Source organism: Maricurvus nonylphenolicus, from assembly GCF_042854845.1.
GTDB classification, from domain to species: domain Bacteria; phylum Pseudomonadota; class Gammaproteobacteria; order Pseudomonadales; family Cellvibrionaceae; genus Maricurvus; species Maricurvus nonylphenolicus.
On record NZ_AP031498.1, the window covers coordinates 2,162,875 to 2,188,446 of the forward strand.

Annotated in this window: 18 protein-coding genes; 8 read left to right on the top strand and 10 right to left on the bottom strand. The window is 49.4% G+C overall.

The window, feature by feature from the left end; translation table 11 throughout:
• The first annotated feature begins 10 nt into the window (after window positions 1-10).
• Together ACGHZ6_RS09345 and ACGHZ6_RS09350 are read left to right on the top strand one after the other, a co-directional pair.
• Complete coding sequence (locus tag ACGHZ6_RS09345; RefSeq protein ID WP_390618573.1) at window positions 11-1,387, top strand: aspartate aminotransferase family protein; 1,377 nt, start codon at window positions 11-13, stop codon at window positions 1,385-1,387.
• An 80-nt stretch (window positions 1,388-1,467) separates the two neighbouring features.
• Entirely contained in the window at window positions 1,468-1,824 is a 357-nt protein-coding gene (locus ACGHZ6_RS09350; protein WP_390618574.1) for a cupin domain-containing protein, read from the top strand.
• A 65-nt stretch (window positions 1,825-1,889) separates the two neighbouring features.
• Here ACGHZ6_RS09350 and ACGHZ6_RS09355 read toward each other — a convergent pair whose 3' ends face one another.
• A complete protein-coding gene (locus ACGHZ6_RS09355) occupies window positions 1,890-3,176 on the bottom strand; it encodes an NAD(P)/FAD-dependent oxidoreductase (RefSeq protein WP_390618575.1) in 1,287 nt (428 codons plus the stop codon).
• Between the two features lie 270 nt (window positions 3,177-3,446).
• Here ACGHZ6_RS09355 and ACGHZ6_RS09360 point away from each other — a divergent pair, with 270 nt between their 5' ends.
• Window positions 3,447-4,301 carry a hypothetical protein gene (locus ACGHZ6_RS09360; RefSeq protein WP_390618576.1) on the top strand — a complete coding sequence of 285 codons (855 nt, stop codon included), beginning with the start codon at window positions 3,447-3,449 and terminating at the stop codon, window positions 4,299-4,301.
• Between the two features lie 33 nt (window positions 4,302-4,334).
• On the opposite strand, the gene ACGHZ6_RS09365 is transcribed toward ACGHZ6_RS09360, so the two are convergent.
• Complete coding sequence (locus tag ACGHZ6_RS09365) at window positions 4,335-5,255, bottom strand: LysR family transcriptional regulator (RefSeq protein WP_390618577.1); 921 nt, start codon at window positions 5,253-5,255, stop codon at window positions 4,335-4,337.
• 113 nt (window positions 5,256-5,368) lie between these two features.
• On the opposite strand from ACGHZ6_RS09365, the gene ACGHZ6_RS09370 reads away from it, so the two are divergent.
• Together ACGHZ6_RS09370 and ACGHZ6_RS09375 are read left to right on the top strand one after the other, a co-directional pair.
• On the top strand, window positions 5,369-6,715 hold the full coding sequence (locus ACGHZ6_RS09370; RefSeq protein WP_390618578.1) for an aspartate aminotransferase family protein: 1,347 nt from the start codon (window positions 5,369-5,371) through the stop codon (window positions 6,713-6,715).
• Window positions 6,716-6,778: 63 nt separating this feature from the next.
• Window positions 6,779-8,278: a CoA-acylating methylmalonate-semialdehyde dehydrogenase gene (locus ACGHZ6_RS09375; protein ID WP_390618579.1), complete on the top strand. Its 1,500-nt coding sequence runs from the start codon at window positions 6,779-6,781 to the stop codon at window positions 8,276-8,278.
• A 508-nt stretch (window positions 8,279-8,786) separates the two neighbouring features.
• Here ACGHZ6_RS09375 and ACGHZ6_RS09380 read toward each other — a convergent pair.
• The gene (locus ACGHZ6_RS09380) at window positions 8,787-9,569 is read right to left on the bottom strand and encodes an SDR family oxidoreductase (protein ID WP_390618580.1); all 783 of its coding nucleotides are present in this window, start codon (window positions 9,567-9,569) and stop codon (window positions 8,787-8,789) included.
• Between the two features lie 272 nt (window positions 9,570-9,841).
• On the opposite strand from ACGHZ6_RS09380, the gene paaN reads away from it, so the two are divergent.
• Both paaN and ACGHZ6_RS09390 read left to right on the top strand, forming a co-directional pair.
• Entirely contained in the window at window positions 9,842-11,542 is a 1,701-nt protein-coding gene (gene paaN, locus ACGHZ6_RS09385; RefSeq protein ID WP_390618581.1) for a phenylacetic acid degradation protein PaaN, read from the top strand.
• Complete coding sequence (locus ACGHZ6_RS09390; RefSeq protein ID WP_390618582.1) at window positions 11,539-12,780, top strand: thiolase family protein; 1,242 nt, start codon at window positions 11,539-11,541, stop codon at window positions 12,778-12,780. Before paaN ends, ACGHZ6_RS09390 begins: the two co-directional genes overlap by 4 nt.
• A 17-nt stretch (window positions 12,781-12,797) precedes the next feature.
• Here the strand turns inward: ACGHZ6_RS09390 and ACGHZ6_RS09395 are convergent, their stop codons facing one another.
• The 6 genes from ACGHZ6_RS09395 to ACGHZ6_RS09420 form a co-directional block, all read right to left on the bottom strand.
• On the bottom strand, window positions 12,798-14,027 hold the full coding sequence (locus tag ACGHZ6_RS09395) for an acetyl-CoA acetyltransferase (protein ID WP_390618583.1): 1,230 nt from the start codon (window positions 14,025-14,027) through the stop codon (window positions 12,798-12,800).
• Window positions 14,027-15,691 carry a class I adenylate-forming enzyme family protein gene (locus ACGHZ6_RS09400; protein ID WP_390618584.1) on the bottom strand — a complete coding sequence of 555 codons (1,665 nt, stop codon included), beginning with the start codon at window positions 15,689-15,691 and terminating at the stop codon, window positions 14,027-14,029. The genes ACGHZ6_RS09395 and ACGHZ6_RS09400 overlap by 1 nt, the downstream gene beginning before the upstream one ends.
• A gap of 101 nt (window positions 15,692-15,792) precedes the next feature.
• Complete coding sequence (locus ACGHZ6_RS09405) at window positions 15,793-17,310, bottom strand: carotenoid oxygenase family protein (RefSeq protein WP_390618585.1); 1,518 nt, start codon at window positions 17,308-17,310, stop codon at window positions 15,793-15,795.
• Between the two features lie 38 nt (window positions 17,311-17,348).
• On the bottom strand, window positions 17,349-18,293 hold the full coding sequence (locus ACGHZ6_RS09410) for an NAD(P)H-dependent flavin oxidoreductase (RefSeq protein ID WP_390618586.1): 945 nt from the start codon (window positions 18,291-18,293) through the stop codon (window positions 17,349-17,351).
• Between the two features lie 73 nt (window positions 18,294-18,366).
• Complete coding sequence (locus ACGHZ6_RS09415; protein ID WP_390618587.1) at window positions 18,367-20,664, bottom strand: TonB-dependent receptor; 2,298 nt, start codon at window positions 20,662-20,664, stop codon at window positions 18,367-18,369.
• A gap of 668 nt (window positions 20,665-21,332) precedes the next feature.
• Window positions 21,333-22,829, bottom strand: a complete 1,497-nt coding sequence (locus ACGHZ6_RS09420) for a class I adenylate-forming enzyme family protein (protein ID WP_390618589.1) — start codon at window positions 22,827-22,829, stop codon at window positions 21,333-21,335.
• A gap of 221 nt (window positions 22,830-23,050) precedes the next feature.
• Here ACGHZ6_RS09420 and ACGHZ6_RS09425 point away from each other — a divergent pair, with 221 nt between their 5' ends.
• Complete coding sequence (locus ACGHZ6_RS09425) at window positions 23,051-23,944, top strand: DUF1295 domain-containing protein (RefSeq protein WP_390618590.1); 894 nt, start codon at window positions 23,051-23,053, stop codon at window positions 23,942-23,944.
• A 210-nt stretch (window positions 23,945-24,154) separates the two neighbouring features.
• On the opposite strand, the gene ACGHZ6_RS09430 is transcribed toward ACGHZ6_RS09425, so the two are convergent.
• Window positions 24,155-25,357, bottom strand: coding sequence for an acetyl-CoA C-acyltransferase (locus ACGHZ6_RS09430; protein WP_390618591.1), 1,203 nt, complete (start codon window positions 25,355-25,357; stop codon window positions 24,155-24,157).
• Between the last annotated feature and the right edge of the window lie 215 nt (window positions 25,358-25,572).

A 25,572-nucleotide genomic window follows, 5' to 3' on the forward strand; every position in this document is an offset into this window, starting at 1 on the left:
AGTGAAAACTATGACAACCACAACTGAAAAATTGCAAGAGCTGGATCGCCAGCATCACTTTCACCCGTTTACCGATCAGGGTGACCTGAACAAAAAAGGTACCCGTATTATCAGCAAGGCTGATGGTGTTTACCTGTGGGATACCGATGGCCATAAAATGCTGGATGGCATGGCTGGTCTGTGGTGTGTTGCCGTGGGTTATGGCCGTGATGAGCTGGTTGAAGCTGCGCGTCAGCAAATGAGTGAGCTGCCGTACTACAACAGCTTCTTCCAGTGCACCACGCCGCCAGCGATTAAACTGGCGGAAAAACTGGCAGAGGTTGCGCCGGATCACGTCAACAATGTCTTCTTCACGGGTTCCGGTTCCGAATCTAATGACACCGTTTTGCGTTTGGTTCGCCATTACTGGGCCGTACAAGGCCAGCCAGAAAAGTCTGTGATCATCAGCCGTAAAAACGCTTACCATGGTTCTACCGTTGCCGGTGCCAGTCTGGGTGGCATGGGTTATATGCACAAGCAAGGCGGTTTACCTATCCCGGGTATTGAGCATATTGACCAGCCTTACTGGTTTGAAGAGGGTGGCGACTTAACGCCAGAAGAATTTGGTTTACAGCGTGCTCAGCTTCTGGAAGAGAAAATTCTGGAGCTGGGTGTAGAGAAGGTTGCCGCCTTTATTGGTGAGCCACTGCAAGGTGCTGGTGGTGTCATTATTCCGCCTTCCACTTACTGGCCTGAAATTCAGCGTATTTGTGACAAGTACGGTATTTTGCTGATTGCCGATGAAGTGATTTGTGGTTTTGGCCGTACCGGTAATTGGTTTGGCTCCGACACCTTTGGCATCAAGCCAGACTTTATGCCAATTGCCAAAGGTTTGTCCTCCGGTTACTTACCGATTGGTGGTGTAATGTTCAGTGATCGTGTGGCTGAAGTGCTGAAGAACGAGGCCGGTGAAATTAACCACGGTTATACCTATTCAGGTCACCCGGCTGCCGCTGCGGTTGCACTGAAAAACCTGGAAATTATTCAGGATGAAAAACTGGTTGAGCGTGTGGCTGAAGATACCGGCCCTTACCTGCAGGATCGCTGGCAAGAATTGCTGGATCATCCTCTGGTAGGTGAGACCCGTGGCGTTGGCCTGGTGTGTGCGCTGGAGCTGGTGAAAGACAAAACCACCCGTGAACGTTTGGCGCCGGACGGTAAAGCCGGTGGTCTGTGTCGTGATTTCTGTACCAGTAATGGACTGGTGATGCGTGCGACCGGTGACATTATGCTGATCTCTCCGCCGTTGACCATTACCCGTGATGAGATTGATGAGCTGATCGAGAAGGCGAAGAAGTCTTTGGATGATACGCTGAAAGCGATTGAGGCTGGGGCGTTAGAAGACTGATATTTGAGAAATAAATAGCACGCCATTCCCGCGGAAGCGGGAATGGCGTTGTAGAGAGCGTGTTATTGAGGGGCAATTAAGTGTCAGTATCGACCATTAAACGCATCGGCACCGATCAAACCGATGCAGAAAAATACCTGCCTGATCAAGAAAAAATCCTGGCGGGAAATCCTTCGCAACTAATCTGGCATTGCTATGACAACAAAGATGAAACCTTTGGTGCCGGTATTTGGCAGGGCGAGCCCGGGAGTCACAAGGTGAGCTACACCGAAGAAGAGGTGTGCTTTTTACTGGAAGGCAAGGTGGTTGTTGCTGATGAAGAGGGCAACGAGATAAGCTTGGAGAAAGGCGATATGTTTGCTATCCCAGCCGGTTTCTCCGGTGTCTGGACAACCATCGAGACTGCCAAAAAGTTGTATGTGATTTACGAGAAGTAACATCCTCGCCAGATAAACAAAAAAGCCCGCAATGTTGCGGGCTTTTTTGTTTGTGTGTTTCAGGATTAAAATTTATCCCGCAATTTGTAATACAGCATACCCGCTACTAATCCAGGCCAACGCAATAACGTACCACCTGGGAAGGTATAGGTAGGGTAGTCCGCCATAATATCAAATCGCTCAGCCGTACCTGCTACAGCTTCAGCAATCAATTTACCCGCCATCGTCGCTGTAGGTACACCGTGCCCTGAATAGCCCTGGGCATAAAAGACATTGTCTTCCAGGCGACCAAAATGAGGCATACGATTGACAGTCACGCCCAGTGTACCGCCCCAGGCATAATCTATTTTTGTATTTTCCAACTGCGGATATACACGCAGCATATACTTGCGTACAAAAGGTTTCAGGTGTTTGGGGAAGCGGCTGGTATAGTTCTCTCCGCCGCCGAACAGCAAGCGGTTGTCGCCGGAAATTTTCCAATAGTTAATCACAAACAAGGCATCAGCTACAGAGGTGTCTTCACGGATAAGTTCGCGACACAACTCATCGCTTAATGGCTCGGTTGCCAATACAAAGTTATTGATCGGCATAATTTTGCCGGCAATACGCGGCTCCAGTTTACCCAGATAACCATTGCAACCCAGGACCACAAACTTGCACTTAACCTGGCCCTTATCGGTTTTCACAACAGGATTGGCAGATTTAGTGTATTCAGTGACACGGCTGTTCTCATAGATCTTCACGCCAGCGGCTGTTGCGGCCTTGGCCAAACCCAGAGCGTAATTCAGCGGGTGAAGGTGACAAGCAAAGGTGTCATAGGTGCCACAGTGGTAGTTCTCGGAGCCCACCAGATTGCGTGTTTCATCCTTATTCAGAAAGCGGACATGTTGATAGGCATAGTGGTTCTTCAGGTGCTCGACTTCTTCCTGATATTCCTGTGCGTCTTGCGGGCGGTGGCTAACGTGGATATTGCCGTGCTTTAAGTCACAGTCGATATTGTGTTTTTCAACCAGATCCTTAACGGTTTGTACGGCTTCTAACCCCATATCCCAAAAGGCTTTAGCGCGCTCAGTACCGACTTTGGCTTCAATAGTCTCCTGATCGGCGCGTTGCCCGGTACCCACATGGCCACCGTTGCGCCCAGAGGCTCCCCAGCCGACTTTGTTGGCTTCTAATAACGCTACGCTATAACCTCGCTCCGCTAAATGTAGCGCGGCTGAAAGCCCGGTATAACCGCCGCCAATAACACAGACATCAGCCTCTGTTTCACCCTGTAGTGTCGGGTGATTATGAAGTTCTTTGGCTGTGGCGGCGTAATAGGAGTCAGCATGTGGTTCAGCTTGATAATGCACTGGCTTAATACCTTGATTGATGTTCTTGAAAAGGATTCTCAATACCGATGAATGACTCGGTTAATGTTGAATGTTAATTCGGTTTATGATTGAATCATAAATACCTGCTGACGGTTTGGCAATACTGTTCATGTCTATCTTCAGCTAATTCGGTGGCTATACTGATAAGTCTTAAGTAGAAGATAGCTCAGCCGTAAACCCATAATAAAAATTAATTAAGTTGACGTGTTCGGTTAACTTTTCAGGATAATAGAGCGAAGGTTTATGAATATGAGTGAGGCACTTTCGTCCCCAGGTAAGTCCATTCCCTGGTTTCAGATCTTCAAGTACACGGTTTACAGTTTGTTATGTATTAATACCGTGTTTTTCTTTCAGGAGGAGTACGCAGCCTCTGCCTTTATGTTTAGCAATGGCATCAATTTTTCTCAGATGATTGAAGCCTATTCTGCAACGATTGATACGGCCTCGTGGGTTGTGCTGTTGCTGGTGTTTGAAATGGAAACCCATGTTATTTCAGATGAAAAGCTTCATGGGCTGCTGAAGGCGGGGCTTAACGGGCTCAAGGGGCTTTGTTATGTTTTTATCCTGTATGCGCTCTATGGCTATATCAGCACTTACACATCACTACTGAATTTTGAGAGCTCTGCTGTCACAGAGTTATGCTCCATGGCCGGACAGTCGTTCTCCTTTATGACGACACTTGACGAGTTTGTGCCTATAGCCAGCGAAGGCTGCTTGGGGTTAAGTAACAGTACGCAGTTTTTTGAGCTGCCCGGAACCACGATTTTGGCCGATGCCGAAACGCTTAAACTGGCTCAGAACCTGGCCATGATTGATGTGATTAATGCAACCACTTGGGTATGCCTGGTTTTTATTTTAACCATCGATATCTGGTTGCAAATGAAGGAAGAGCTGACAGATAAGATGATGAAAGTCAGTACCTACATCAAAGCGGTTATTTATTTGATTTTGATTGCCTGTGCTGTCTTTTGGGGTATTGATGGTAAATTTATTGATTTCTGGGACGCTTTCCTTTGGATCGTTGCTTTCTTCTTTATCGAGATGAACCTGTTTGAATGGCATGCTGAAGTAGAAGAGCGTGTCGGTCATCACGACGTTGCATAAATACTATCCCACCCCAGCTCGACTGGGGTGGGTTTATTCTGTCTTAGCTAATTCCTGCAGAAAGGTTTCCAGAATAATATTGGGGCGCGCACCTTTGCGGGTAACGGCAGAGTAGGGGGTATAGAAAAACCGCGATTGGGGTTCAAGCGCCCGCATCATCCCTTTATCTGTCCAGCGTTCCGCATAGTGGGTTGGCAGAAAGCCGATATACTCACCACTCAAAATCAGAAAGGCGATACCTTCCCGGTCCGTTGAGCTGGCAGAGGCTTTTAAACGTGATTGCTGTTGTTTGATAGCTGCCGTTTGGGGATAGGCTGGGACCACAGCGTCGTATTGGCTCAGTACTTCACTGCTGAGTTCTGCCTTATCGATTGCAAACAGTGGGTGTTCTGAACTGCAGTAGAGCTCGGAGCGTTCTTCGTACAACGCATAGTAATTTAAACCTTGCAGGTTACGCAGCGCAGGTACAACACCTACCTGCAGTTTACCGTCCAGAACTCCGGCTTCAATCTCATTAGGCGGAATCATACGAATATTGATAGTCACCTCCGCACCTTGCTGTTTGAGGGAGGCCAGGGCACGGGTGATACGCATCTGCGGTGTGGTGACCATATTGTCGGTAATACCGATATTGAGCTCTCCACGCAGTTCAGTATTGATCGCATTGATTTGCGTTCTGAAGGTTTCCAGACTGCTAAGCAGTTGCAGGGCCGCTTGATAAACCACTTCTCCCTGTTCAGTAACAGAAAAGCCTGATCTTCCCCGTTGGCAAAGCCTGATATTCAACAGGCTCTCCAGTTCCGAGATGGCCAGGCTAATGGCCGGGCGGCTAATGTTGAGTTCGACTTCGGCGGCACTGAAGCCGCCGCACTCAACCACCGCCTTGTAGATCCGCAACAAGCGTATATGGGAATCCCCCAGTTGGCGGGGCAGAAGGTTATCTGTACGGCTCATAATTATTGGTAAATATTTAGTTAACTTAACGTAATAAAGTGTGGATTTAATAAACTAACAGCTTGGCCATAATAAGACCAATATTATTTATCAGTGATTGGATTGAGGTGATTATGAGCAGCAAGCAAGACCGTCTGGAGCGTTGTGGTCTGTCACAGGAGCAATTGGATGCCCACTGGATGCCATTTACGGGCAATCGCCAGTTTAAGCAGGACCCAAGGATTATTGTGGGGGCTCAGGGTAACTACTACACCGATGCCGATGGCCGTCAGATCTTTGATGGCCTCTCGGGCCTGTGGACCTGTGGTGCCGGTCATAGTCGCCCTGAAATCAGTGAGGCTGTAGCCAAGCAAGTTGCTGAGCTGGACTATTCGCCTGCATTCCAATTTGGTCACCCCAAGTCATTCCAGTTGGCTCACCGTATTACCGAGTTTATGCCTGAGGGCTTAAACCGTGTGTTCTTCACCGGTTCTGGCTCTGAATCCGTCGAAACCGCTCTGAAAATTGCCCGAGCCTACTGGCGCAAGCAGGGCCAGGCCAGCAAAACCCGTTTAATTGGCCGTGCCAAGGGCTACCACGGTGTTAATTTTGGTGGCATTAGTGTGGGTGGTATTGGCCCTAACCGCGCTATCTATGGTCAGGGTATAGATGCCGATCACTTGCCGCATACTTTGCTACCAGAGAATCGTTTTTGCCAGGGCATGCCGGAAGAGGGTGCTTACCTGGCTGGTGATCTGGAGGAGCTGATAGCACTGCATGATGCTTCAAATATCGCAGCAGTGATTGTTGAGCCTATGGCAGGCTCTGCTGGTGTGATTCCGCCACCTGTAGGCTACTTGCAGAAGCTGCGTGAGATTTGTGACAAACACAATATCCTGCTGATTTTTGATGAAGTAATTACCGGCTTTGGACGTATGGGCGCAAAAACCGGCTCCGAAGCCTTTGGTGTAACGCCGGATCTAATGACCGTCGCCAAGCAGTTAACCAACGGTGTAGTACCTATGGGTGCCGTGGTTGCCAAGCAGGAAATCTACGACACCTTTATGGAGCAGGGCGGTCCGGAATATATGCTGGAACTTCCCCACGGATACACTTATTCTGCGCACCCGGTAGCCTGTGCTGCGGGCCTGGCTACATTGGATTTGCTGGAGCAAGACCAGCTGATTGAGCGTGTAGATTCGGTCGCGCCGCAGTTCCAGGAAATGCTGCACAGCCTGAAGGGCACTCAGTATGTAACGGATATCCGTAACTACGGTTTAGCCGGTGCGTTGAGTATCGAGGCAGCGCCAGGTGAACCTGCACTGCGTCCTTACCAGATTGCCATGAAGTGCTGGGAAAAAGGTTTTTATGTACGTTACGGCGGTGACACCATTCAGATGGGTTTACCGTTTACTGTTGAGATCGATGAAATCGATCGCCTGATCAATGCCCTGGGTGAATCGATTGCAGAGCTGGATTAAGCTTCCAGCAGATCAAGAAAAGAATACGTTATACGCGAATAAATAATTATTGAGGAATACACAATGACAGTTGTAGGTCATCTGATTAATGGAGAAATCATCAATGCGGCTGGCGAAAGCGGTCGTAGCCAAGATGTATTTAATCCTTCTACCGGTGAGGTTTCTAAACAAGTGGCCTTGGCTGATCAGGCTACCGTCAGTAATGCGATTGCCGCAGCAGAAGCCGCCTTCCCTGCATGGCGTGATACACCACCGCTGAAGCGTGCCCGTGTGATGTTCCGCTTTAAGCAGTTGCTGGAAGAAAACGCCGAAACCATCTGCAAAATGATTGGTGAAGAGCACGGTAAAATTTCTCACGATGCCATGGGTGAGTTACAGCGCGGTATCGAGAATGTGGAATATGCCTGCGGTGCACCTGAACTGTTAAAAGGTGAGCACAACCGCAATGTTGGCCCAGGTATTGATTCCTGGAGTGAGTTCCAGCCACTGGGTGTGGTTGCGGGCATTACCCCGTTTAACTTCCCGGCCATGGTGCCTATGTGGATGTTCCCGCTGGCCATCGCTTGCGGTAATACCTTTGTGCTGAAGCCTTCCGAACGTGATCCTTCTTCTACCCTGTACATTGCTCAGTTGCTGCACGAAGCAGGTCTGCCAAAAGGCGTACTGAATGTAGTAAACGGGGATAAAGAAGCGGTTGATGTGCTGCTGACTGATCGACGCGTTAAAGCCGTTAGCTTTGTAGGTTCTACACCGATTGCTGAATATATTTACGCTACGGCGAATGCAAACGGTAAGCGCTGTCAGGCATTGGGTGGTGCGAAAAACCACGCGATCATTATGCCCGATGCCGATATGGATAACGCGGTTAACCAATTGCTGGGCGCGGCGTTTGGTTCTTCCGGTGAGCGTTGCATGGCACTGTCTGTAGCCGTTGCTGTAGGTCAGCAGGCGGGTGATGATCTGGTTGCCAAACTGCAAGAAGCGATGAAGCCACTGAAAGTTGGTGCCTTTAACAATTCTGAAAATGATTTTGGCCCAGTGATCACTCAGGTCCACCAGGAAAAAGTTGTGGGTCATATCAGCAGTGCAGAAGCCGATGGTGCCACCGTTGTGGTTGACGGTCGTCAGCCAGACGTTGAAGGCCATCCGAATGGTTTCTATGTTGGCGCCACCCTGATCGATAATGTTAAGCCGGATATGGTTAGCTACAAAGCCGAGATCTTTGGCCCCGTATTACAGGTTATCCGTGTAAACACCATGGAAGAAGCCATGCAGCTGATTAACGATCACGAGTACGGCAATGGTACTTGTATCTTTACCCGTGATGGTGAAGCTGCGCGTTACTTCTCTGATTATATTGAAGTGGGCATGGTAGGTATCAATATCCCACTGCCAGTACCGGTTGCTTATCACAGCTTTGGTGGTTGGAAGCGTTCACTGTTTGGTGACCTGCATGCCTATGGTCCAGACGGTGTTCGTTTTTACACCAAGCGCAAAACCATCACTCAGCGCTGGCCTTCCAGTAATGTACGTGAAGGGGTTAACTTCTCGTTCCCGAGTTAAGGTAAACGCTTTTAGTTAGTTTCTTGCTTGTGATGTACAGCCCATCCAGCAACTGGCCTCTATTTTTTATAGGGGCCTTTTTTGTATTGAGTTAATGCCCCGGTTTACCCAAGGGGGGATGGCACCTATTCCCGGCTGCAAGACTTCTCCTGTGGCGCTCGCACTGCGGAACTCGCAAAAAACGCTCAGACAGTCCTCGTCCACGCTCCCGCCTCAGGAGAAGCCTTAAACGCAGCCTGATTGGTCATAGGCACCATCCCCCCTTGGGTAAACCTACCTTCTGCAAAATAAAGAATGTAAGGATTGGCACAATAGAAGGAGGCAGTCGGGGGAAGCTGATCGTAGCAATCAGCCCATTGCTTAAGCGGCCGGAAAAAGTCAGGGTAGTCGCGGAGGTTGTTTGACCGATAGGGAGTTTACGTAGCGCTGACTTTTTCCGGCCGCTTATGGGCGCGGAGAACAGCTTTCGCCGGCTGTCTCCGGATTAAAAACTAAGGCGTTTCGTTTTTTAGTTTACCAGCGTGGTTCCACCATCAACCGGTAAAATCTGGCCGGTAATAAATGCACCTGCTTTTGAAGACAGCATTATCGCAACACCAGCAATATCGGTAGGTTCACCCCAGCGACGCATTGGAATAGTTTCCATTTCTGCGTCAAAGGCTTCTTTATCGTTGCTGAGGAATTCGGTCAGCTTGGAATAAAAACGACCCGGTGCGATGGCGTTTACACGCACGTGATCTGATGCCAGTTCAGTAGCCAATACACGTGTCAGTTGGTGGATTGCGCTTTTTGATGCGGCGTAACTAAAGTTATCCAGCGCGTGGCCAGCAATACCGGCAATAGAACCAATGTTAATCACGCTGGCGGTATTCTTTTCATCAGCGTTTTGTTTCAGCAATGGTGCTAAGGCCTGAGTTAAAAAGAAGGGCGCCTTGACGTTGATATCCATCACCTTGTCCCAGCCTTTTTCCGGGAACTGACCGAAAGGAGCGCCCCAGCCGGTACCGGCATTGTTTACCAGTACATCAATAGAATCTTCACGTTTGGTCAGCTCGGCGACCAGGTTTTGCAGGCCTTCTGATGTGGCTACATCACCAGGAATGGCAATACATTCACCGTATTGGCTCAGCTCTTCCGCGGCTTCGATACAGGCTTCGGCTTTGCGTGCGGTGATATATACACGTTTAGCGCCTGACTCCAGAAAGCCTTGGGTAATAAAGGCTCCCAGACCACGGCTGCCACCGGTTACTACACAGACTTTGTCCTGCATTGAAAAGAGTGATTCGATCATGGTGTATCCCTGTTGAGCGTTGTAAACGATGGTTTTAAGCCTACCAGAGCTAAAGCCATAATGGATATTTATTAAGGTGATAGAGCGTTATTAGTATTGGTGATAGTTGTGGGCAATATCCACTGGGTTGCTACCTGAATTCTGTTGAAATGAATGATTAAGGGTCTTATAGTGCAAGTAAATATTAATAAATAAAATAAGCACTCTTGCCTCTGGGGTTTATAGCTCTGGTCTTGTTTGGCAAGTATGCTTTTACCCATAGGTAGAAGATAATGTCATTGTTTGAAAAACACGCTGACAAGTTCAATAAGGCTCTGGATGCCTGCGAGAAGCGTTACTCCTGGACGGCTTATACGGAATCTCCCAGCAGTAAAATCCACGGTAAGGAACTTCCTGCTGCGGGGGCAGAAAAGTTTAAGTCTCTGCTGGGGCAGGACTTTAGTATGGATTTGCCCGCACAACAGGCGTGGGTAGGCAATGAGATTTCACCGTTTACCGGTGAGCCCTTAGGTATCCGTTACCCGGAAGTCAATGTGGCTGAAACTTTCGCTGCGGCAACGGCGGCTATGGACACCTGGCGTTTGGCCTCGGTGGAAGAGCGAGTCGGTGTCTGTTTGGAAATGCTGGATCGCTGTGGTGCGCCTGAGGCGTTGTTTGTTAACGCCCACGCGACCATGCACACGGCGGGGCAGAGCTACATTATGGCCTTTGCCGGTTGTGGTGCTAATGCATTGGATCGTGGCCTGGAAGCGCTGGTGTACGCCTACAAGGCGATGAAAGATGTCCCCGAAAATGCCCGCTGGGAAAGAGGTTTTGGTGGCCCGGAAAAAGCCCATTTGGAAAAACGTTATCGACTGATGCCGCGTGGTGTGGGTGTGGTTATTACTTGCGCGACTTTTCCGCAATGGAACGGCTATCCTGCCGTTATGGCCAGTTTGGCGACGGGTAACCCGGTGGTTATCAAGCCGCATCCCAATGGTATTTTGCCTGTTGCTCTATGTGTAAATATCTTTCGTGATGTTTTGAGCAAAGCAGGTTTTAATCCTGATTTGGTGACGATGGTTGCTGATACACGTGATGAACCCGTAACCATGGATCTGTTAAAACATCCTGATACCGCCATTATCGATTTTACCGGCAGTCCGCAGTTTGGTGAGTGGATTGAACAGAACTGTCGTCAGGCATTGGTGTATACCGAAACCGCTGGCTGTAATTCGGTGGTGATTGAATCTACTGATAATCTCGAAGCGATGGCGACGGGTATATCCCATTCCTTGTGCCAGGCCTCTGCGCAAATGTGTACCAGTGTGCAGAATATCTATATCCCTAAAGACGGTATTCGCGTTAAAGGTGAGCAGGTTAGTTTTGATAGTGTAAAAACTGCCATTATTAAAGGCGTAGAGCAGCATCTTGCGGATAAGAAGAAAGCGGCCACGCTTTGTGGTGCTTTGGTGAATGATGCTGTGAAGGATGAAATTGCATCTATACGAGAGCAGGCGAAAGCCTCTCCTTTTGCCAGAGTGGTTCGTGACTCCGCGCCTTATGCGCATCCTGACTTCCCGCAGGCGCGCACGGCAACGCCGTTAATTATTGAAGCGGAGAAAGACGCTAAGGAACTTTATGGCGATGAGCGTTTTGGCCCCGTTTCGTTTCTGATCCGCGCTACTAGCGCTGAGCAAGCACTTGAGTTGGCAACCGAGGGTGTGCGAGAAAAAGGTGCTATCACTTCACATGTGTATTCAACCGATGAAGCCTTTATGTGCAAGGCGGAAGAAGCCTATCACCGTGCCGGGGCGTCTGTGGCATTTAATCTAATGGGTATGCCGATTAATTTTGCCGCCGCTTACAGTGATTATCATGTGACGGGATTAACCCGAGCGGGTAATGCCTGTTTAACCGATTTGGCCTTTGTGGCTGATCGCTTTCGCATTGTGCAAAGCAAATGGCCTGTGAACAGCGTAGGCCCTAAATGAGCAAGGTTTTTATCGCCGGTATCGGTATGACCGGCTTGGGAAAATTTGTTGATCGCTCGGTAAAGGATCTGACTGGTGAGGCGGTTCATGCGGCACTAAAAGATGCCGGTGCTGAAATTGATAGTATTGAAGCCGCCTGGTTTTCTAATACCCGCCAAGGTTTGCTGGAAGGGCAGAATGCTATTCGCGGTCAGTGTGCTTTACGGCCTTTGGGTTTTAAGGGCATTCCTATCGCCAATGTTGAAAATGCTTGTGCATCGGGTTCTACGGCGCTGTTGCAGGCGGTTGCCCATATTCGCGCCGGTATGAGTGATATCGCGTTGGTGGCCGGGGCTGAAAAGATGTTCTTCCCCGATAAACGTGATGCCATGTTTCGCGCCTTTATGGGCGGTACGGATATCCATCGCCTGGAAGAATTTCAAACTCTGGTGGAAGGCCAGGCAGAGCATCTTATTCCAGCAGAGCTTCGCAATGTAGATACTGGCCAGCGCAGCTTCTTTATGGATAGTTATGCCGCTCAGGCGCGTTTGCATATGGAGTCCTTTGGGACCTCGCAGCGTCAACTTGCTGCGGTGGCGGCCAAAAACCATTGGCATTCAACCATGAATCCCATGGCACAGTACCAAACCGATATGTCGATTGAAGAAGTGCTCAGCGGCCGTCTGATCAGTTGGCCCTTTACCTTGCCCATGTGTGCGCCAATATCCGATGGCGCTGCGGCAGCGGTGGTGTGTTCCGAACGTGGTTTATCACGCTTGCAGGAGCAGCGCTCGGTATTAATCCGTGGTATTAGCCTTACCAGTGGTAGCCCGCGTGAGGCGACGGATTTTGCCAACCACATTGGTCGCGTAGCTGCATTAAAAGCCTATGAAGAAGCGGCATTGGATCCTGCCGATATTGATGTGGCTGAGGTGCATGATGCTACGGCCTATTCAGAAATTCAGCAGGTAGAAAACCTGGGGCTGTGTCCTATCGGTGAAGGTGGTGCCTTTAGTGAAGCAGGGCATACCAAGCTGGGAGGTAAGGTACCGGTAAACCCTTCCGGTGGTTTGGTATCTAAAGGTCATCCAGTTGGTGCGACCGGCATTATGCAACTGCATGAACTGGTGACCCAGTTACGCGGCGAAGCTGGCCAACGTCAGGTTGAGAATGCCCGTATTGCGGTAGCTGAGAATGGTGGTGGCTTTTATGAAACCGAAGAAGCCGCCACCGTGGTGACGGTTCTCGAAAGGCGTTAAACTTTCCCTGCTATTCTTTAGTCTTTCCCTACGACGAAGGTAGCGCAAGTGGTTGCGCTGCCGCCCAAATTGAAAATACCAAAATTGTTGGCACCTTCTACCTGGCAATCACCGGCTTCGCCTCTGACTTGTTTGTAAGCATCGAGCATCATGCGCACGCCGGTGGCACCTACAGGGTGGCCCAAACCAATCAATCCACCGCTAGGGTTAATCGGTAGTTGTCCGCCCATAAAAATACTGCCGTCATCAATGGCCCGATAGGATTCGCCGGGTGCGGTTAAACCTGAGTGGTCGATAATCATATATTCGGTCATGGTGAAGCAATCATGAACTTCCAGGCCGTCAAGTTGCTTCACATCATTAAGTCCGGCACGTCGCAGGGCATCGTCAAAGGTATCTTTAACATGTGGAAACACCAAAGGCTGGCCTTGGCCCAGTTCCAGTTTACGATCCATTAACAGCGCAGCACTGCGGTGGCCCCAGCCTTTAATACGTGGCAGGTCAGACAATGATAAATTGCGTTGTTTAGCGTACTTGCGTGCATAATCCTCATTGGCTAAAAACATCACTGCGGCACCGTCGGTAATCTGGCCGCAATCCTGTTTGCGTAATTGACCTTCGATGATTGGGTTTGCTTTTTCATCATCGGAAAAATTGCAGTCTTCCAATTGCCAGTGGCGTGTTTGCGCCAGGGGATTATTTTTGGCGTTGGCAAAGTTGTTTTTACCAATTTCACGCAGGTACTCAATCGAGGTGCCGTAGCGCTCCTGATAAATATCAAACAGATTGGCAAACATGTGCGGCCAAGGATAGGTACAGCCTTCGGTTTCTATGCCACGCCAGGCCGCTGCGGCGAGATGATCGGCCCCGGTTGCGCCATCGACGTTTCGCATATACTCGATACCCAATACGCAAGCCAGGGGATAGTGCCCGGATTCTATATCACGCATGGCGGCCAGTAATGCCATAGAACCAGAAGCACAGGCGGCTTCATGGCGCGAGGTGGGGATATTGTGCAGGGCAGGGTGGACATGGCCAAAAAAACCATTGAGTTGTGCCTGACCGGTAAACAGGTCGCTGACAAAGTTACCAACGTGGCCTACGGCAATATCGTTAACGTCTATTTGAGTTTGCTCCAGCCCCTGATTGAGCGTTTCGGCAAACATATCGTAAATCGACAGGCCTTCGCGGGACCAGTTGCGGGCGAAATCGGTTTGGGTTCCGCCTAATAGATAAATTGCAGTCATTATCGTGCTTCTCTGAGTTGATTACGCATAACCTTGCCAAGGGGGTTACGTGGCAAGGATGATAAAATTTCCAAATGTTCCGGCAGTTTGTAAACCGCGACTTTTTGCTCTTTCAGAAAACTGACAATATCTTCGAGTGACAGTTGAGCTTTATCTACATTGCCTTCTTTTGGGACAATATAGGCGGCGATTCTTTCCCCCATAATATCGCAGTGATAACCCGCTACAGCGGCTTCAGCAATATCCGGGTGGCTGCTGATAAGGTTGTCCAGTTCCGCCGGTGCGATGTTCATACCACCTCGAATAATCAGATCTTTGCTGCGACCGACAAACTCATAGAAGCGATCGTCGTCAGTGCTGATCGCAAATATGTCACCGGTCTTGTAATAGCCATCTTCGGTAAATGATTGCAGGGTTTTTTCCGGCTGGCGGAAGTAACCATCAAACACACTCGGGCCTTTAATTTGTAACTCACCTTCCTTCCCGGGCGTCGTGATTTCATCTTCTGATAAGGGGTCTATCAGGCGGGTAATCAAGGTGTCGTGCGCGCGGGGGAACAAACGCGCGCGGGTATGCGGGGATTGGGTGTGATCTGGCCCGCAAAGCAGGCATACCCCTTCATTGGAGCCAAAGTGGTTGACGATTTCTATATTGAAGCGCTGTTTGAATCCCTCCACCATCCAGTCGTCCAGCGGTGCAGAGCCGGAGCCAATGGCTCGAAGGCGACTGAAATCGCACTGCGCCAAGAGAGCTTCATTTTTTAGCAAGCCATTAAGCAACGCTGGAGGTGCCAGGGTGTAACTGACTTCCTCTTCAACCAATTGACGAAGAAAAACCGGTAACTCCAGCGGATGGTGTAACACCAGTTTACCGCCACTATAGAGCCAGCTTAAAAACAAACCGCCAATGGAGGCCATATTGATAAACGGGAAGGGATTTAGCAGCGTTTCACCGGCCTGAATACGATTACCTTGATAGGTTGCCAACCCCACCGTTAACCACTGATTATGAGAGCGGGGGATACCTTTGGGCGCTCCCTCTGTGCCGGAGGTCCAACAGATCGTAAAAATATCATCACCGGACTGGGTTCTGTTTTCACAATAGTGGTTACTTTGCTGTAACGGAGTTTTGTCGACACCTTGATAAGTCAGTTGATCACATTTCCCGTGTTGACCAAAACTCATTTTTCGTGCGTTGTGGTTCTCCTGCTCACAGGCATTGAGTAGGCAGACCATGGCATCTTCATGCTTAAACGTTGCCACACCTATCACCGCTGCTGGTTTAAGCAGGGCAATAATGTCGGTTAGCTCGTTTTCCTGATATTGCATGGGTACCGGGCTGATAATGGCACCCAGCCGAGAGGCTGCGAGATACAGAAAGGCCAGCTCGGCAATATTGGGCATTTGAACCAGCAGTATATCGTCTTGTCGGATACCCAGGCTAAAGAGCCTGGCACACAGCTGAGTAATGGCATCGGCCACTTCGTTAAAGGTAAACCGTTGCGCTGCTTCACCGGTTAGATCTTGCTTGTTAGCGGGATCTACCAGTGCTGTTTCCGTACCTTTTAGATCTGCGTGTTCAAACAGCAGTTCATGAAGTTGGCGATCGGCCCATAAACCTTGTTGGCGGTAGTAGGCCGATGTTGTCTTTGGCGTAATAATCATAAGCAATCATAAGGCTATCGTAATCATTGTTTTTAATATTGATGTAAGCGGGGCAGTTCTATTGATTTTAGTTTTAAGTTAGCGAACTGCCCGCATAGGTGTTACTTCCAAATGTCCTCGCCGCGTATCCAGTTACTGTGGAAACCAAAGGGCAGACGGTGCGGCAAACGCAATTTGCACACAGGTCCGCTGGTGATGTCTTTGGCATCAAAGATTAAACAGTAGGATGACCAATCGTTAGTATCCGTGGTGAAAGTAATCAGATAACCGGCATCTTCCGGGTCGTTACGGGTCGCACCGCGTTTAGGGCAGAAGGGTGCTTCACTGCCAAACACGCCTTTGCCGTAATCGTAACGCTGGCAGTCACCGTTTTCGGTGTCGTATTTCAGCAATGCGCCAAAGGCCAGGGTGTTCACCTGATCATCTTCACGGGTCATGATGTACTGGTTGTAGCTGTAACGGGATTTGTAACCCATATACAGCGGGTTGCTGCGGCAGAATTCGGAGTTAAGTGTATCGATATCGTGCTCGATCACTTCACCGGTTTTCATATTAAATTTCCACACATACATATTGGCTTCAAGGCGCATATACGCCAGCATGTGCGAGAGATCACCTTCGCTAGGATCAGCCTTAGGCATAGGATTGGTGGAGCGGCAGCCGACTTGAATAACCCAGTCGCCTTCTTCCCAGCAGTTCACTACGTGCAAAATATAGCAGGGTTCACAGTCAAACCATTTAACTTCACTGCCTTTACCGTAACGTGGTTGTACACCAAAACGGGTGGGGACATCGCGGTGGAAAGTCATGACGCGTTTGTTGGTTCGCTCCAGCAATTCAGTGTCGTGGAAGAAGGGGCAGTCATGCAAAATGACGTAGTTAGGGGTGACACCTATATCGTGAGGCAGGCGAGGGCCGGGTAATTCGATTTCTTCCTCGTGAATAATGTTGCCGTCTTTATCGCCAATGCCATAACTCATATGCGGGAATTCATCGAAGTAGTCGAAAAAGATTAATTCATCCTTTTCCAGATCAACTTTTGAGTGCGCTGACAGTGCACGTTTTAATTGGCCATTCAGATCTTCACGGCCTTGGGTTTCCAGAGTTTCGGTATCAAGCTTGTAAGGTATGCCGGCGTTGTACCACAGCGACATAATGTGGCCATTAAAATACATGACATCCGTGTTGGATGTATCTTTAATAGGAAAACCAGGCAGGTCAAAGTCGAACGGCCCCATCACTCCGGGCCACACTGCCTTACCTTCTTCGGCCTCTTTAATATGGGCATCCGTTTGTACCCAGCGGTTACGGTAACTGGCTTTACCGTCTTTAAAGTGCACGCTATAGATCATGCCATCGCCGTCAAAGGGGTGATGATTAAAGCGTGGTTTAAAAACCGGGTTAGGTCCGTTACGCACATAGGCCCCAAACAAATCCGCAGGGATTTCACCTTCGACCACTTCCAGGCTGTCTGACTGGGTTTCTACCGTTGTCGGTGAGTAGACTCCGTGCAGATACGGGTTGTCGATTTCTGCCGTCCAGCTAGGTGCATCGGTGGCGGTGGAGCCGTCTTTGGCTTTGGTAATAACGGAGCGTTCGGTAAGTTCTAGTTGAGTCATACTCGTGTCCTGCTCTATCTAGTTATATGGGTAATAAATTAAGTTAATGACAACTGCTGCATACGTGCTACAGACTGTTGGTATTCGTTATGTAATTGATTGACTATGTTGGCTATAGACGTAATTTGATCGCTAGCGCCAACGCCTTGGCCTGCGGCCCATATATCTTTCCAGCGTTTGTTGTCGGCGCCGTTATTGGCAAAATCGATATTGCCTTTGGCGGGCATATTATCGGGATCGTAGCCGCCATTAATTAACGATTGCCGCATCCAGTTGGCTTTTACACCGGTAATGGCATCGGAAGTGATAATGTCGTCGGCATTGGATTCGACGACCATAGTTTTATATTCCTGTTGGCACAGACTTTCCTCTGTCGGGATAAAGCGTGTGCCCAAATAGGCAAAGTCGGCGCCCATGGTTTGGGTGGCGTGAATCGCGGCTCCCGTAGCAATGCCACCACCCAGCACCAGAATCCCATCAAACCATTGACGAATTTCTTCAACAAAAACAAAGGGTGACAGGTAACCGGTGTGGCCTCCCGCGCCGGCACTGACCAGTACCAGACCGTCGACGCCAGCGCTCGCTGCCTTGCGAGCAAAGGTTGGGTTGATGACGTCGGCCAATACCAGGCCGCCGTATGCATGAATTTTTTCAACCACATCGCGCGGGCTACCCAGCGCAGTAATAACGATAGGTGGTTTATGTTTAAGAATTAAATCCAGATCGGCGTCGCGCCGTGGATAAGAGGGATGCACAATCAGGTTTACCGCCCAGGGGGCTGCATCGTGATTGTTTTCGACCGCAGCTTTTATATCTGTCATCCACTGGTCGAGTATATCGGTTGTACGGGCATTGGGGGTTGGGAAGCAACCAACGATGCCAGAACGGCAGGCATTGATCACCATGTCAGGGCCAGAGATTAAAAACATCGGCGCCTGAATGGCCGGTAATTTCAGTGACTGTTGTAGCTGCTGTCTATTCATAACCTTGGTTTCTCCTCGTACAGCCTTTGGTAAAAAGGCACAGGGCCGGAGAGAAAGACCCTGTGCAATGCACTTAGAAGTTGTAAGTAAATTCCAGTGCGATGTTGCGCGGACGCTCGTAGATGCCGTAGTAGGCAACGCCGTTATCCGCTGTCAGAGTTTCAGATAACGGTAATGGTGTAGATTGCGTCAGCACACGCTCATCGGTCAGGTTGTTGCCGATCAGTGCCAACTGCCAGTCGTTATCGTTGTTTGCCAAGGCAATACGTGCACCCCATTTGGTGTAACTGCCTTGTTTTGAGTTAGGGTCCAGGGTAGAGCTGGCATAGTAATGATCACTGTAGTCCATATTCAGTGCATAGCTCAGCATGCCCCAATCGGATACAGCGTGCTCATAGGACAGTGTCATATTGCCGGAAAACTCTGGTGTATTCGCGGCGCGTTCACCGGAGAAATCACAAAGACCGGCAACACTTGAGCTTGGTGGCTGAGTCGCTACCAGCGCGGGTGCACACTGGGCGACATCATAGTCTTTGTACTCAAAGTTCAAGTAAGCCAGTGAAGCGGTTAGCAGCAGGTTCTCTGCCAGCAGGTAACGACCGTCGAGTTCAATACCCTGAATGGTCGCTTCGGCGGCGTTTTGTACGTTAAAGCCAACGGTGCCGTCGAACTGGGTGACCTGTAGATCTTCATATTCAGTATAGAAGACAGCAGCGTTGATTTCGCCACGATCGAAACCAAACTTGGCACCGATTTCATAGCTGGTGGCTTGTTCATCTTCAAACTCAAAGGTGCCTGGGTTAGTTGCTGCAGTTGGCAGGTTGTTCGAGCGCATATCAAAACCGCCAGCTTTACTGCCTTCGGTATAGGAGATATACACCATGGTGTTGTCGTTGATGTCGTATTGCAGATTCACTAACGGATCAAACTGGTTTTCGTTGCGCTTGTCGCTGATGCTGTGGGCGTTGATACCCAAGAACGCCAGCGTAGCGTCAAATCCAGGTTGACCACCAATGGTGGCAGAACCGTCGTTGACAAGGGTACGTGAACCTTCTTTATCTTCATCGCTATAGCGACCGCCAACAGTTAGAGACAGTTGATCGGTGATACGCCAGTTAAACTGGGCAAATACAGACCAAACATCGGAATCCTGTTCGAAGGTTTTGCTGCTAACACCATTTACCGCAGCGCCCAGTGCACCGCCAGCTAATGCTTGACCAAAATAGAGATTATCAAACACATCCATTTCGCTGGTTTGATAATAAAGGCCAGCAATATAATCAAAGTTGCCTTCGGTTGGTGAAGCAATACGAATTTCCTGGCTGAACTGTTTAAAGTCTTCACCCTGGTTGGTACCGTTAAATACATCCAGAGCGGTGTAATCCACGTCAATCAATTCGCGTGCGTTGTATTCCAGGTGCGCGGTGGTTGAAGTCAGGGTGTATTCGCCCAGTTCGTACTCAACGTTTAAAACCAGATTGTCGACCTGGTTATCACTTTCCTGGCCGTTGTCCTGACGTTTGTAGTCTTCCTTGGTATCGACATTGGCAAAGGCGGGAACTGACGAATAAATACCTTGTGGGCTGTGGTTTTCCATCGAGCGACCAGCGGTATCAAACTCTGAGGTTTCGGCTTTCAGGGTTACGCTAAGCTCTTCGGTGGGTTCCCAAACCAGGGTGCCGCGTACATAGGTTTCTTTTACATTAGGCTCTTCGCGTTTCAGAGTGGTGTTTTCCAACCAGCCGTCCATCTCGCGATGGGACAGAACCAAACGGCCTGCCAGTTCATCGGTCAGTGGGCCGGAAACAATGGCAACGGTTTTGCGTTCGTCATGTTCGAACTCATACAGGGTAGATAATGAGGCTTCGAATTCCTGAGTCGGTTTTTTAGAGGTTAGACTGATAGCACCGGCGATGGCGTTTTTGCCAAACAGGGTAGGTTGTGGGCCACGCAATACTTCAACGCGTTCAAGGTCTACCAGCGGTAAACGAATTAATTGGCCTCGGCCGTAATAAACCTCGTCGACATACATGGCAACGGATTGCTCAAAGCCTTTGTTAGCACCGGAGTAAATACCGCGCATACCGATTTGGTTGGTGATACCTGTTTTGGTGATCTGCAGGTTAGGTACTGAACCGGATAAATCGCCCATAGAGCTGATGTTGAAGTCTTCAATTTTTGCACCGCTGATAGCGCTGATGGAGATAGGTACATCTTGCAGGCCCTGAGCGCGTTTTTGTGCGGTAACAATCACTTCTTCGAGTGTCAGTTCATCTGCCATGGCGGGCAGGGTGGTGCCTAAGGTGGTTCCGAGAGTGGCGGACAGGGCAATAGCCTGCGCCAAGACTTTCTTTCTTGGTTTAGTTTTCACGTTGTTTCTCCTTTGGCCGCCCGATACCGCTGGACGTGGACTTTCTTATTAGATTTTTTATAGTCACTTGCTTGGGACGCGGTACCTGATGGCTAGTCAGGGATAGATACAAACGTTGGTCTTTTAGTGCAAGTTTGAAAAGCTTATCACTTTGGTCTTTTAATGCAAGTTATATGTTGGACTAGGGGTTCACGGTTTTTATAACTGAAATTGATAGGCTGTTTGATAGGTAAAAATTGTTTAAGAACAAGGGGTTATGCTTTACGTAGGAGGCTCGAACCCGGAGCCAGTCGGTAAGGCTGCTCTTCGCGCCCATAAGCGACAGGCAAAAGTCAGCGCTACGTAAACTCGCAATAAAACGCTCAGACAACCTCCGCGACTACCCTGACTTTTGCCTGCCGCTTAAACGATGGGCTGATTGCTACGAGCAGCCTTACCGACTGTCTCCTCCCCTCAGTGCTAGCTCAAAAAGGTATTTAATTTACTGAAGGTAGGTTTATCCAAGGGTGGGTGGTGCCTAGGACCAATCAGGCTGCGTTTAAGACTTGTACTGGGGTGGGAGCGCTTTCGAGGACTGTCTGAGCGAAGCGAGTTCCGCAGAGCGAGCGCCCCAGTACAAGTCTTGCAGCCGGGAGTAGGTGCCACCCACCCTTGGATGAACCGGGGTTTCAAACTCGCCGTTCAATAAGCTCAAGAATATCCCGTCGCACTACCTTTCCTACTGGATTACGCGGCAGAGTAGCAAAGTGGTGTAGCTGTTTTGGGGTTTTGACGGAACCCAATTGCGTTTTAACTGCTTGTAGGAGTTCTTCGTTATCGATAGCTTGGCCTGGGTGAGTACAGATAGCCGCTTCAACTCTTTCACCCCAGTAGTCGTCGGCAATGCCCACCACAACGCATTCACTGATAGCAGGGTGTTGAGCAATAATGTTTTCGACTTCGGCGGGGTAGACATTAAAGCCGCCGCTAATAATCATTTCTTTAGCGCGGCCTTTAAGAAACAAATAACCCTCTTCATTGAGTTCGCCAAGATCACCCGTCAGAAGCCAGTCATCATGAAAAGCTTCGCGAGTTTGGTGTGGTGCGTTGAAGTAGGCTGGCGTAACTATTGCGCCTCGCACTGCTATTTGGCCGACCTGGTTGTGGGGTAGTGGATTAAGGTTTTCATCCAAAATAGATATTTCGCTTTGTGCGCAGGCTTTGCCAACGGATGCAATGAGATGTGGTTGGGCTAAATCCTCCGGTGCCATGGCTGTGATGGTCATGGGGGCTTCGGTTTGGCCGTAGAGCGTTGAAAGCTTGGTGCCAAGGCGCTGGTGAAATTGTTGTATGCGCTCTGGTGGCATGGGGGCGGCGCTGTAGGTTATGTGGCGCAGGTGAGGGCAGTCTTCAGCATTTATATCTGTTTCATCGAGCAGTTTGTAAATCAGCGTTGGGGGCATAAAGCTGATGCTGGCACGTTGATGTTTAAGTGCTTGGGTAATGGCATTTACATCGGGTGTTGGCATAAGCAGGTGGCAACCACCGGCGGCAAGAATGGGCAGTATATAGTGCGAACCGCCATGGGTTAGGGGGGCGATGGCGAGGTTGCGATCATCTTGCTGGAATTGATAAAGCGTTTGCAGATGATCGATAACGGCGTTTACATTGGCGTGGGTTTGAATCACGCCTTTAGGGGTACCAGTGGTGCCGCCCGTAAATTTAATGCCCATCACATCATCTGCGTTTGGGGTTGTTGGAGTGAAGCTTTGGTTTAGATAGGGTTTTATCCGAAGCGTAAGGTTGTCTTGGCTGTCATCTAAAAGCCACTGGGTAAAGTTATGATCCGGGAGTGACTTTACACTCGTACTATCAGTTAGGATCAGTGCAGGTTGTACGCTGTCGAGTAGATGTCGGTTAAGAGGTTGGCCATTCTTTGGGTTTATGGGAACCCAGATAAAACCGCCCAGCAAAATAGCAAGAAAGCTTTGCAGATGTTCCAGGGTATTCTGTGCACATAGTGCTACGGGTACGCCAGCGGGCAGGGCGTCACGAAGCGCGAGGGCTAGAGCTTCCGATTGTGTTACCAGTTGTTGGTAGGTGAGGGACCGGTCTCCTTCGATTGCTGCCAATGCAATGGGATCTTTATTTAGTCCTTCGTAGAGGCAGGCTACCGTGTCACTCATTGTTGTATCTCAATTTAGGGTCTTTTAGTGAAAGTTAATGGTTTGAGGTTAACAAGTAAGCTTCAGTTTGCCAATAACCTCGGTGTTTATATCGGAGTGAGAGGAATTGACCGTGGTTGGCTTTAGGAGTAATGTTGTTTTGTGGGTCCTGTATTGAAAGTTATGTTTTAATATGGACTCAATAATAAATAAAACGATAGCCAGAGTAAGAGAATAGTAAAATGAATAAGTACCTTCGCGCGTTGATCGCGATAAGTGTGTGCTTGCTGCTAGGTGCTGTTTTAGCCTGGGCGGGAAGTCAGGCGGGGGCAATGGTGGCAGGTTTACCGTTGTTTGCCGTGTGTGTGTTGTTGTCTTTTGTTGTGCAATGGCTGGCGTTTGTCCCTGCCTATATTTATCAAACCGAACATTATTATGACCTGACGGGTAGTCTGACGTATATCTTGTTGACCGTACTGGCTGTTAGTTTAAGCCCTGCGGTAGATGTACGCTCTGCCTTATTGGCTGGGATGGTAATGGTATGGGCCGCGCGTTTGGGCAGTTTCCTGTTTATGCGTATTAAACAGGATGGGGCTGACAGTCGCTTCGATAAAATTAAACCTAATCCATTGCGTTTTGTGACTGCCTGGACCCTTCAGGGATTATGGGTTGTGGTAACAGCAGCGTGTGCGTTGGTGGCCATTACTTCCGGCAATCGTCTGGAAATGGGTATTGTGGGTTGGATTGGTGTGGCGTTATGGCTAAGCGGTTTTGCCATTGAAGTCATAGCTGATCGGCAGAAACGCGTATTCCGCGCCAGCTTAAATGGTCGCAAGGATTTTATTCGTACAGGTTTGTGGGCTTATTCCCGCCATCCAAATTACTTTGGTGAAATCGTGTTATGGATTGGTGTGTGTGTATTAGCTTGGCCTGTGTTGGAAGGCTGGCAGAATGTGGCGATGATTTCTCCGTTGTTTGTGATTTTTCTTTTGACGAAGGTCAGTGGTATTCCGACGTTGGAAGGCGCTACTGATCTTAAGTGGCAGGGGAATGCTGATTATGAGGCTTATAAGGCTCAGACGCCTGTTTTAGTGCCTCGGCTCTCTCGCCCGGGGAAATTAGTTCAAGAAGCTTAGTTTAAAGTTTTAAATCCGGAGGCAGTCGGGGGAAGCTGCTCTTCGCGCCCATAAGCGGCAGGAAAAAGTCAGCGCTGCGTAAACTCGTATAAGGCACTCAAACAACCTCCGCGACTACTCTGACTTTTTCCTGCCGCTTAAGCATGGGCTGATTGCTACGATCAGCTTCCCCCGACTGCCTCCTACCTATGTGCAATGCTTGTCTTGGGTTTAAACTCTTTCGATCAATAGTGCTGTACCTGCACCTGCTGCGCCACTGGCTGCGACAATACCACGCTTCAAATCCTGTCGTTCCAGTTCATCGAGAAGGGTACCTGCCATTACTGCGCCGGTTGCGCCTAGAGGGTGGCCCATGGATAGGCAGCCGCCGTTTACATTGAGTTTGCTGTCATCGATTTCCAAGTCCTGTTTGCACTTGGCGATGGTGGCGGCAAAGGCCTCGTGAATTTCGAACAGGTCGATATCTTCATTGGTTAAACCTTCTTTTACCATCAATTGTTTGGCGGCGGTGACACAGCCGGATACAACTTGCAGAGCATCATCGTTGATATTGATCATGCCGTGAATAATAGCTCTGGGTTTTAGGTTAAGTTGTTTACCAATAGCTTCGGAGCCAATTAACAATATTGCGGCGGCATCGGCCATACCGGGGGAATTGCCTGCGGTATGGATATGGTTAATCGCGTCGAGCTGCGGATTACCAGCCAGCTGTACGGCATCTAAGCCTTTAGCGCCCAGTTCGGCGAAGGAGGGTTCAAGAGCCGCCAGTTTTTCCAGACTGTTATCCGGGCGTACCAATTCGTCGTGACTGAGTGTGACATCTTTAATCGGGTTGTAGATGGGAATAATGCCTTTAAAGCGGCCTTCCTGTTGTGCCTGGTGAGCACGTTGGTGACTGGTTACGGCGATTTGATCAGCATCTTCTCTTGATACGTTATGCAGGCTGGCTATCAGGTCGGCGCCATTGCCCATCATTAACATGCCCAGCTTGGCTGCAAGTTTGGGGTTGATAAAGGCAGCGGGTTTATCCGAAAGCATGGGGGCTCGCGACATCATTTCTACACCGCCGGCGACTACCAGTTCATCGTTACCGGTCATCACTTTCATGGCGGCAAAGTTAATCGCATCAATGCCAGAGGAGCAGTAGCGATTGAGGGTGAGCCCTGGGATGTGCTGCGGCCAACCCGCGTACATGGCGGAGGTTTTGGCAACGTTGGCGGCTTGTTCGCCGGTTTGGGTAACACAGCCGAGAATAATGTCGTTGATATGTTTTGGGTCCAGGTCGTTGCGCTGTTCCAGTGCTTTATAGAGAGCGCTCAGAAGCTCCAGTGGCAGCAGTTCATGCAGGCTGCCTTTTTCACTGGCTTTACCCCGTGGTGTACGGATGGCATCAAAGATATAGGCTGTGTTCATTTTGGACCCGGAATTCGTTGAAGTATTTATTTAACGCTATCATTGAGGGTCTTTTACTGCAAGTATTGTTGGTATAAGGGTTGTGGAGGTTATTTTAGTCATTAATTCAGTGTTTAGTTTGATTGACCGGCAGTTATTCATAATGATAGTCTTTTAATGAAAGTTACATGTTACGTCTTACATTACCCGCCTGAAATGGTTGTTCTGGAGTTCCC

What these genes read in the sequence shown, in the direction of transcription:
- ACGHZ6_RS09345 (WP_390618573.1), top strand. Translation starts at nt 11, where the DNA reads ATGACAACCACAACTGAAAAATTGCAAGAGCTGGATCGCCAGCATCAC.
- ACGHZ6_RS09400 (WP_390618584.1), bottom strand. Translation starts at nt 15,691, where the DNA reads ATGATTATTACGCCAAAGACAACATCGGCCTACTACCGCCAACAAGGT.
- ACGHZ6_RS09390 (WP_390618582.1), top strand. Translation starts at nt 11,539, where the DNA reads ATGAGCAAGGTTTTTATCGCCGGTATCGGTATGACCGGCTTGGGAAAA.
- ACGHZ6_RS09370 (WP_390618578.1), top strand. Translation starts at nt 5,369, where the DNA reads ATGAGCAGCAAGCAAGACCGTCTGGAGCGTTGTGGTCTGTCACAGGAG.
- ACGHZ6_RS09410 (WP_390618586.1), bottom strand. Translation starts at nt 18,293, where the DNA reads ATGAATAGACAGCAGCTACAACAGTCACTGAAATTACCGGCCATTCAG.
- ACGHZ6_RS09375 (WP_390618579.1), top strand. Translation starts at nt 6,779, where the DNA reads ATGACAGTTGTAGGTCATCTGATTAATGGAGAAATCATCAATGCGGCT.
- ACGHZ6_RS09405 (WP_390618585.1), bottom strand. Translation starts at nt 17,310, where the DNA reads ATGACTCAACTAGAACTTACCGAACGCTCCGTTATTACCAAAGCCAAA.
- ACGHZ6_RS09430 (WP_390618591.1), bottom strand. Translation starts at nt 25,357, where the DNA reads ATGAACACAGCCTATATCTTTGATGCCATCCGTACACCACGGGGTAAA.
- ACGHZ6_RS09380 (WP_390618580.1), bottom strand. Translation starts at nt 9,569, where the DNA reads ATGATCGAATCACTCTTTTCAATGCAGGACAAAGTCTGTGTAGTAACC.
- paaN (WP_390618581.1), top strand. Translation starts at nt 9,842, where the DNA reads ATGTCATTGTTTGAAAAACACGCTGACAAGTTCAATAAGGCTCTGGAT.
- ACGHZ6_RS09425 (WP_390618590.1), top strand. Translation starts at nt 23,051, where the DNA reads ATGAATAAGTACCTTCGCGCGTTGATCGCGATAAGTGTGTGCTTGCTG.
- ACGHZ6_RS09365 (WP_390618577.1), bottom strand. Translation starts at nt 5,255, where the DNA reads ATGAGCCGTACAGATAACCTTCTGCCCCGCCAACTGGGGGATTCCCAT.
- ACGHZ6_RS09395 (WP_390618583.1), bottom strand. Translation starts at nt 14,027, where the DNA reads ATGACTGCAATTTATCTATTAGGCGGAACCCAAACCGATTTCGCCCGC.
- ACGHZ6_RS09360 (WP_390618576.1), top strand. Translation starts at nt 3,447, where the DNA reads ATGAGTGAGGCACTTTCGTCCCCAGGTAAGTCCATTCCCTGGTTTCAG.
- ACGHZ6_RS09420 (WP_390618589.1), bottom strand. Translation starts at nt 22,829, where the DNA reads ATGAGTGACACGGTAGCCTGCCTCTACGAAGGACTAAATAAAGATCCC.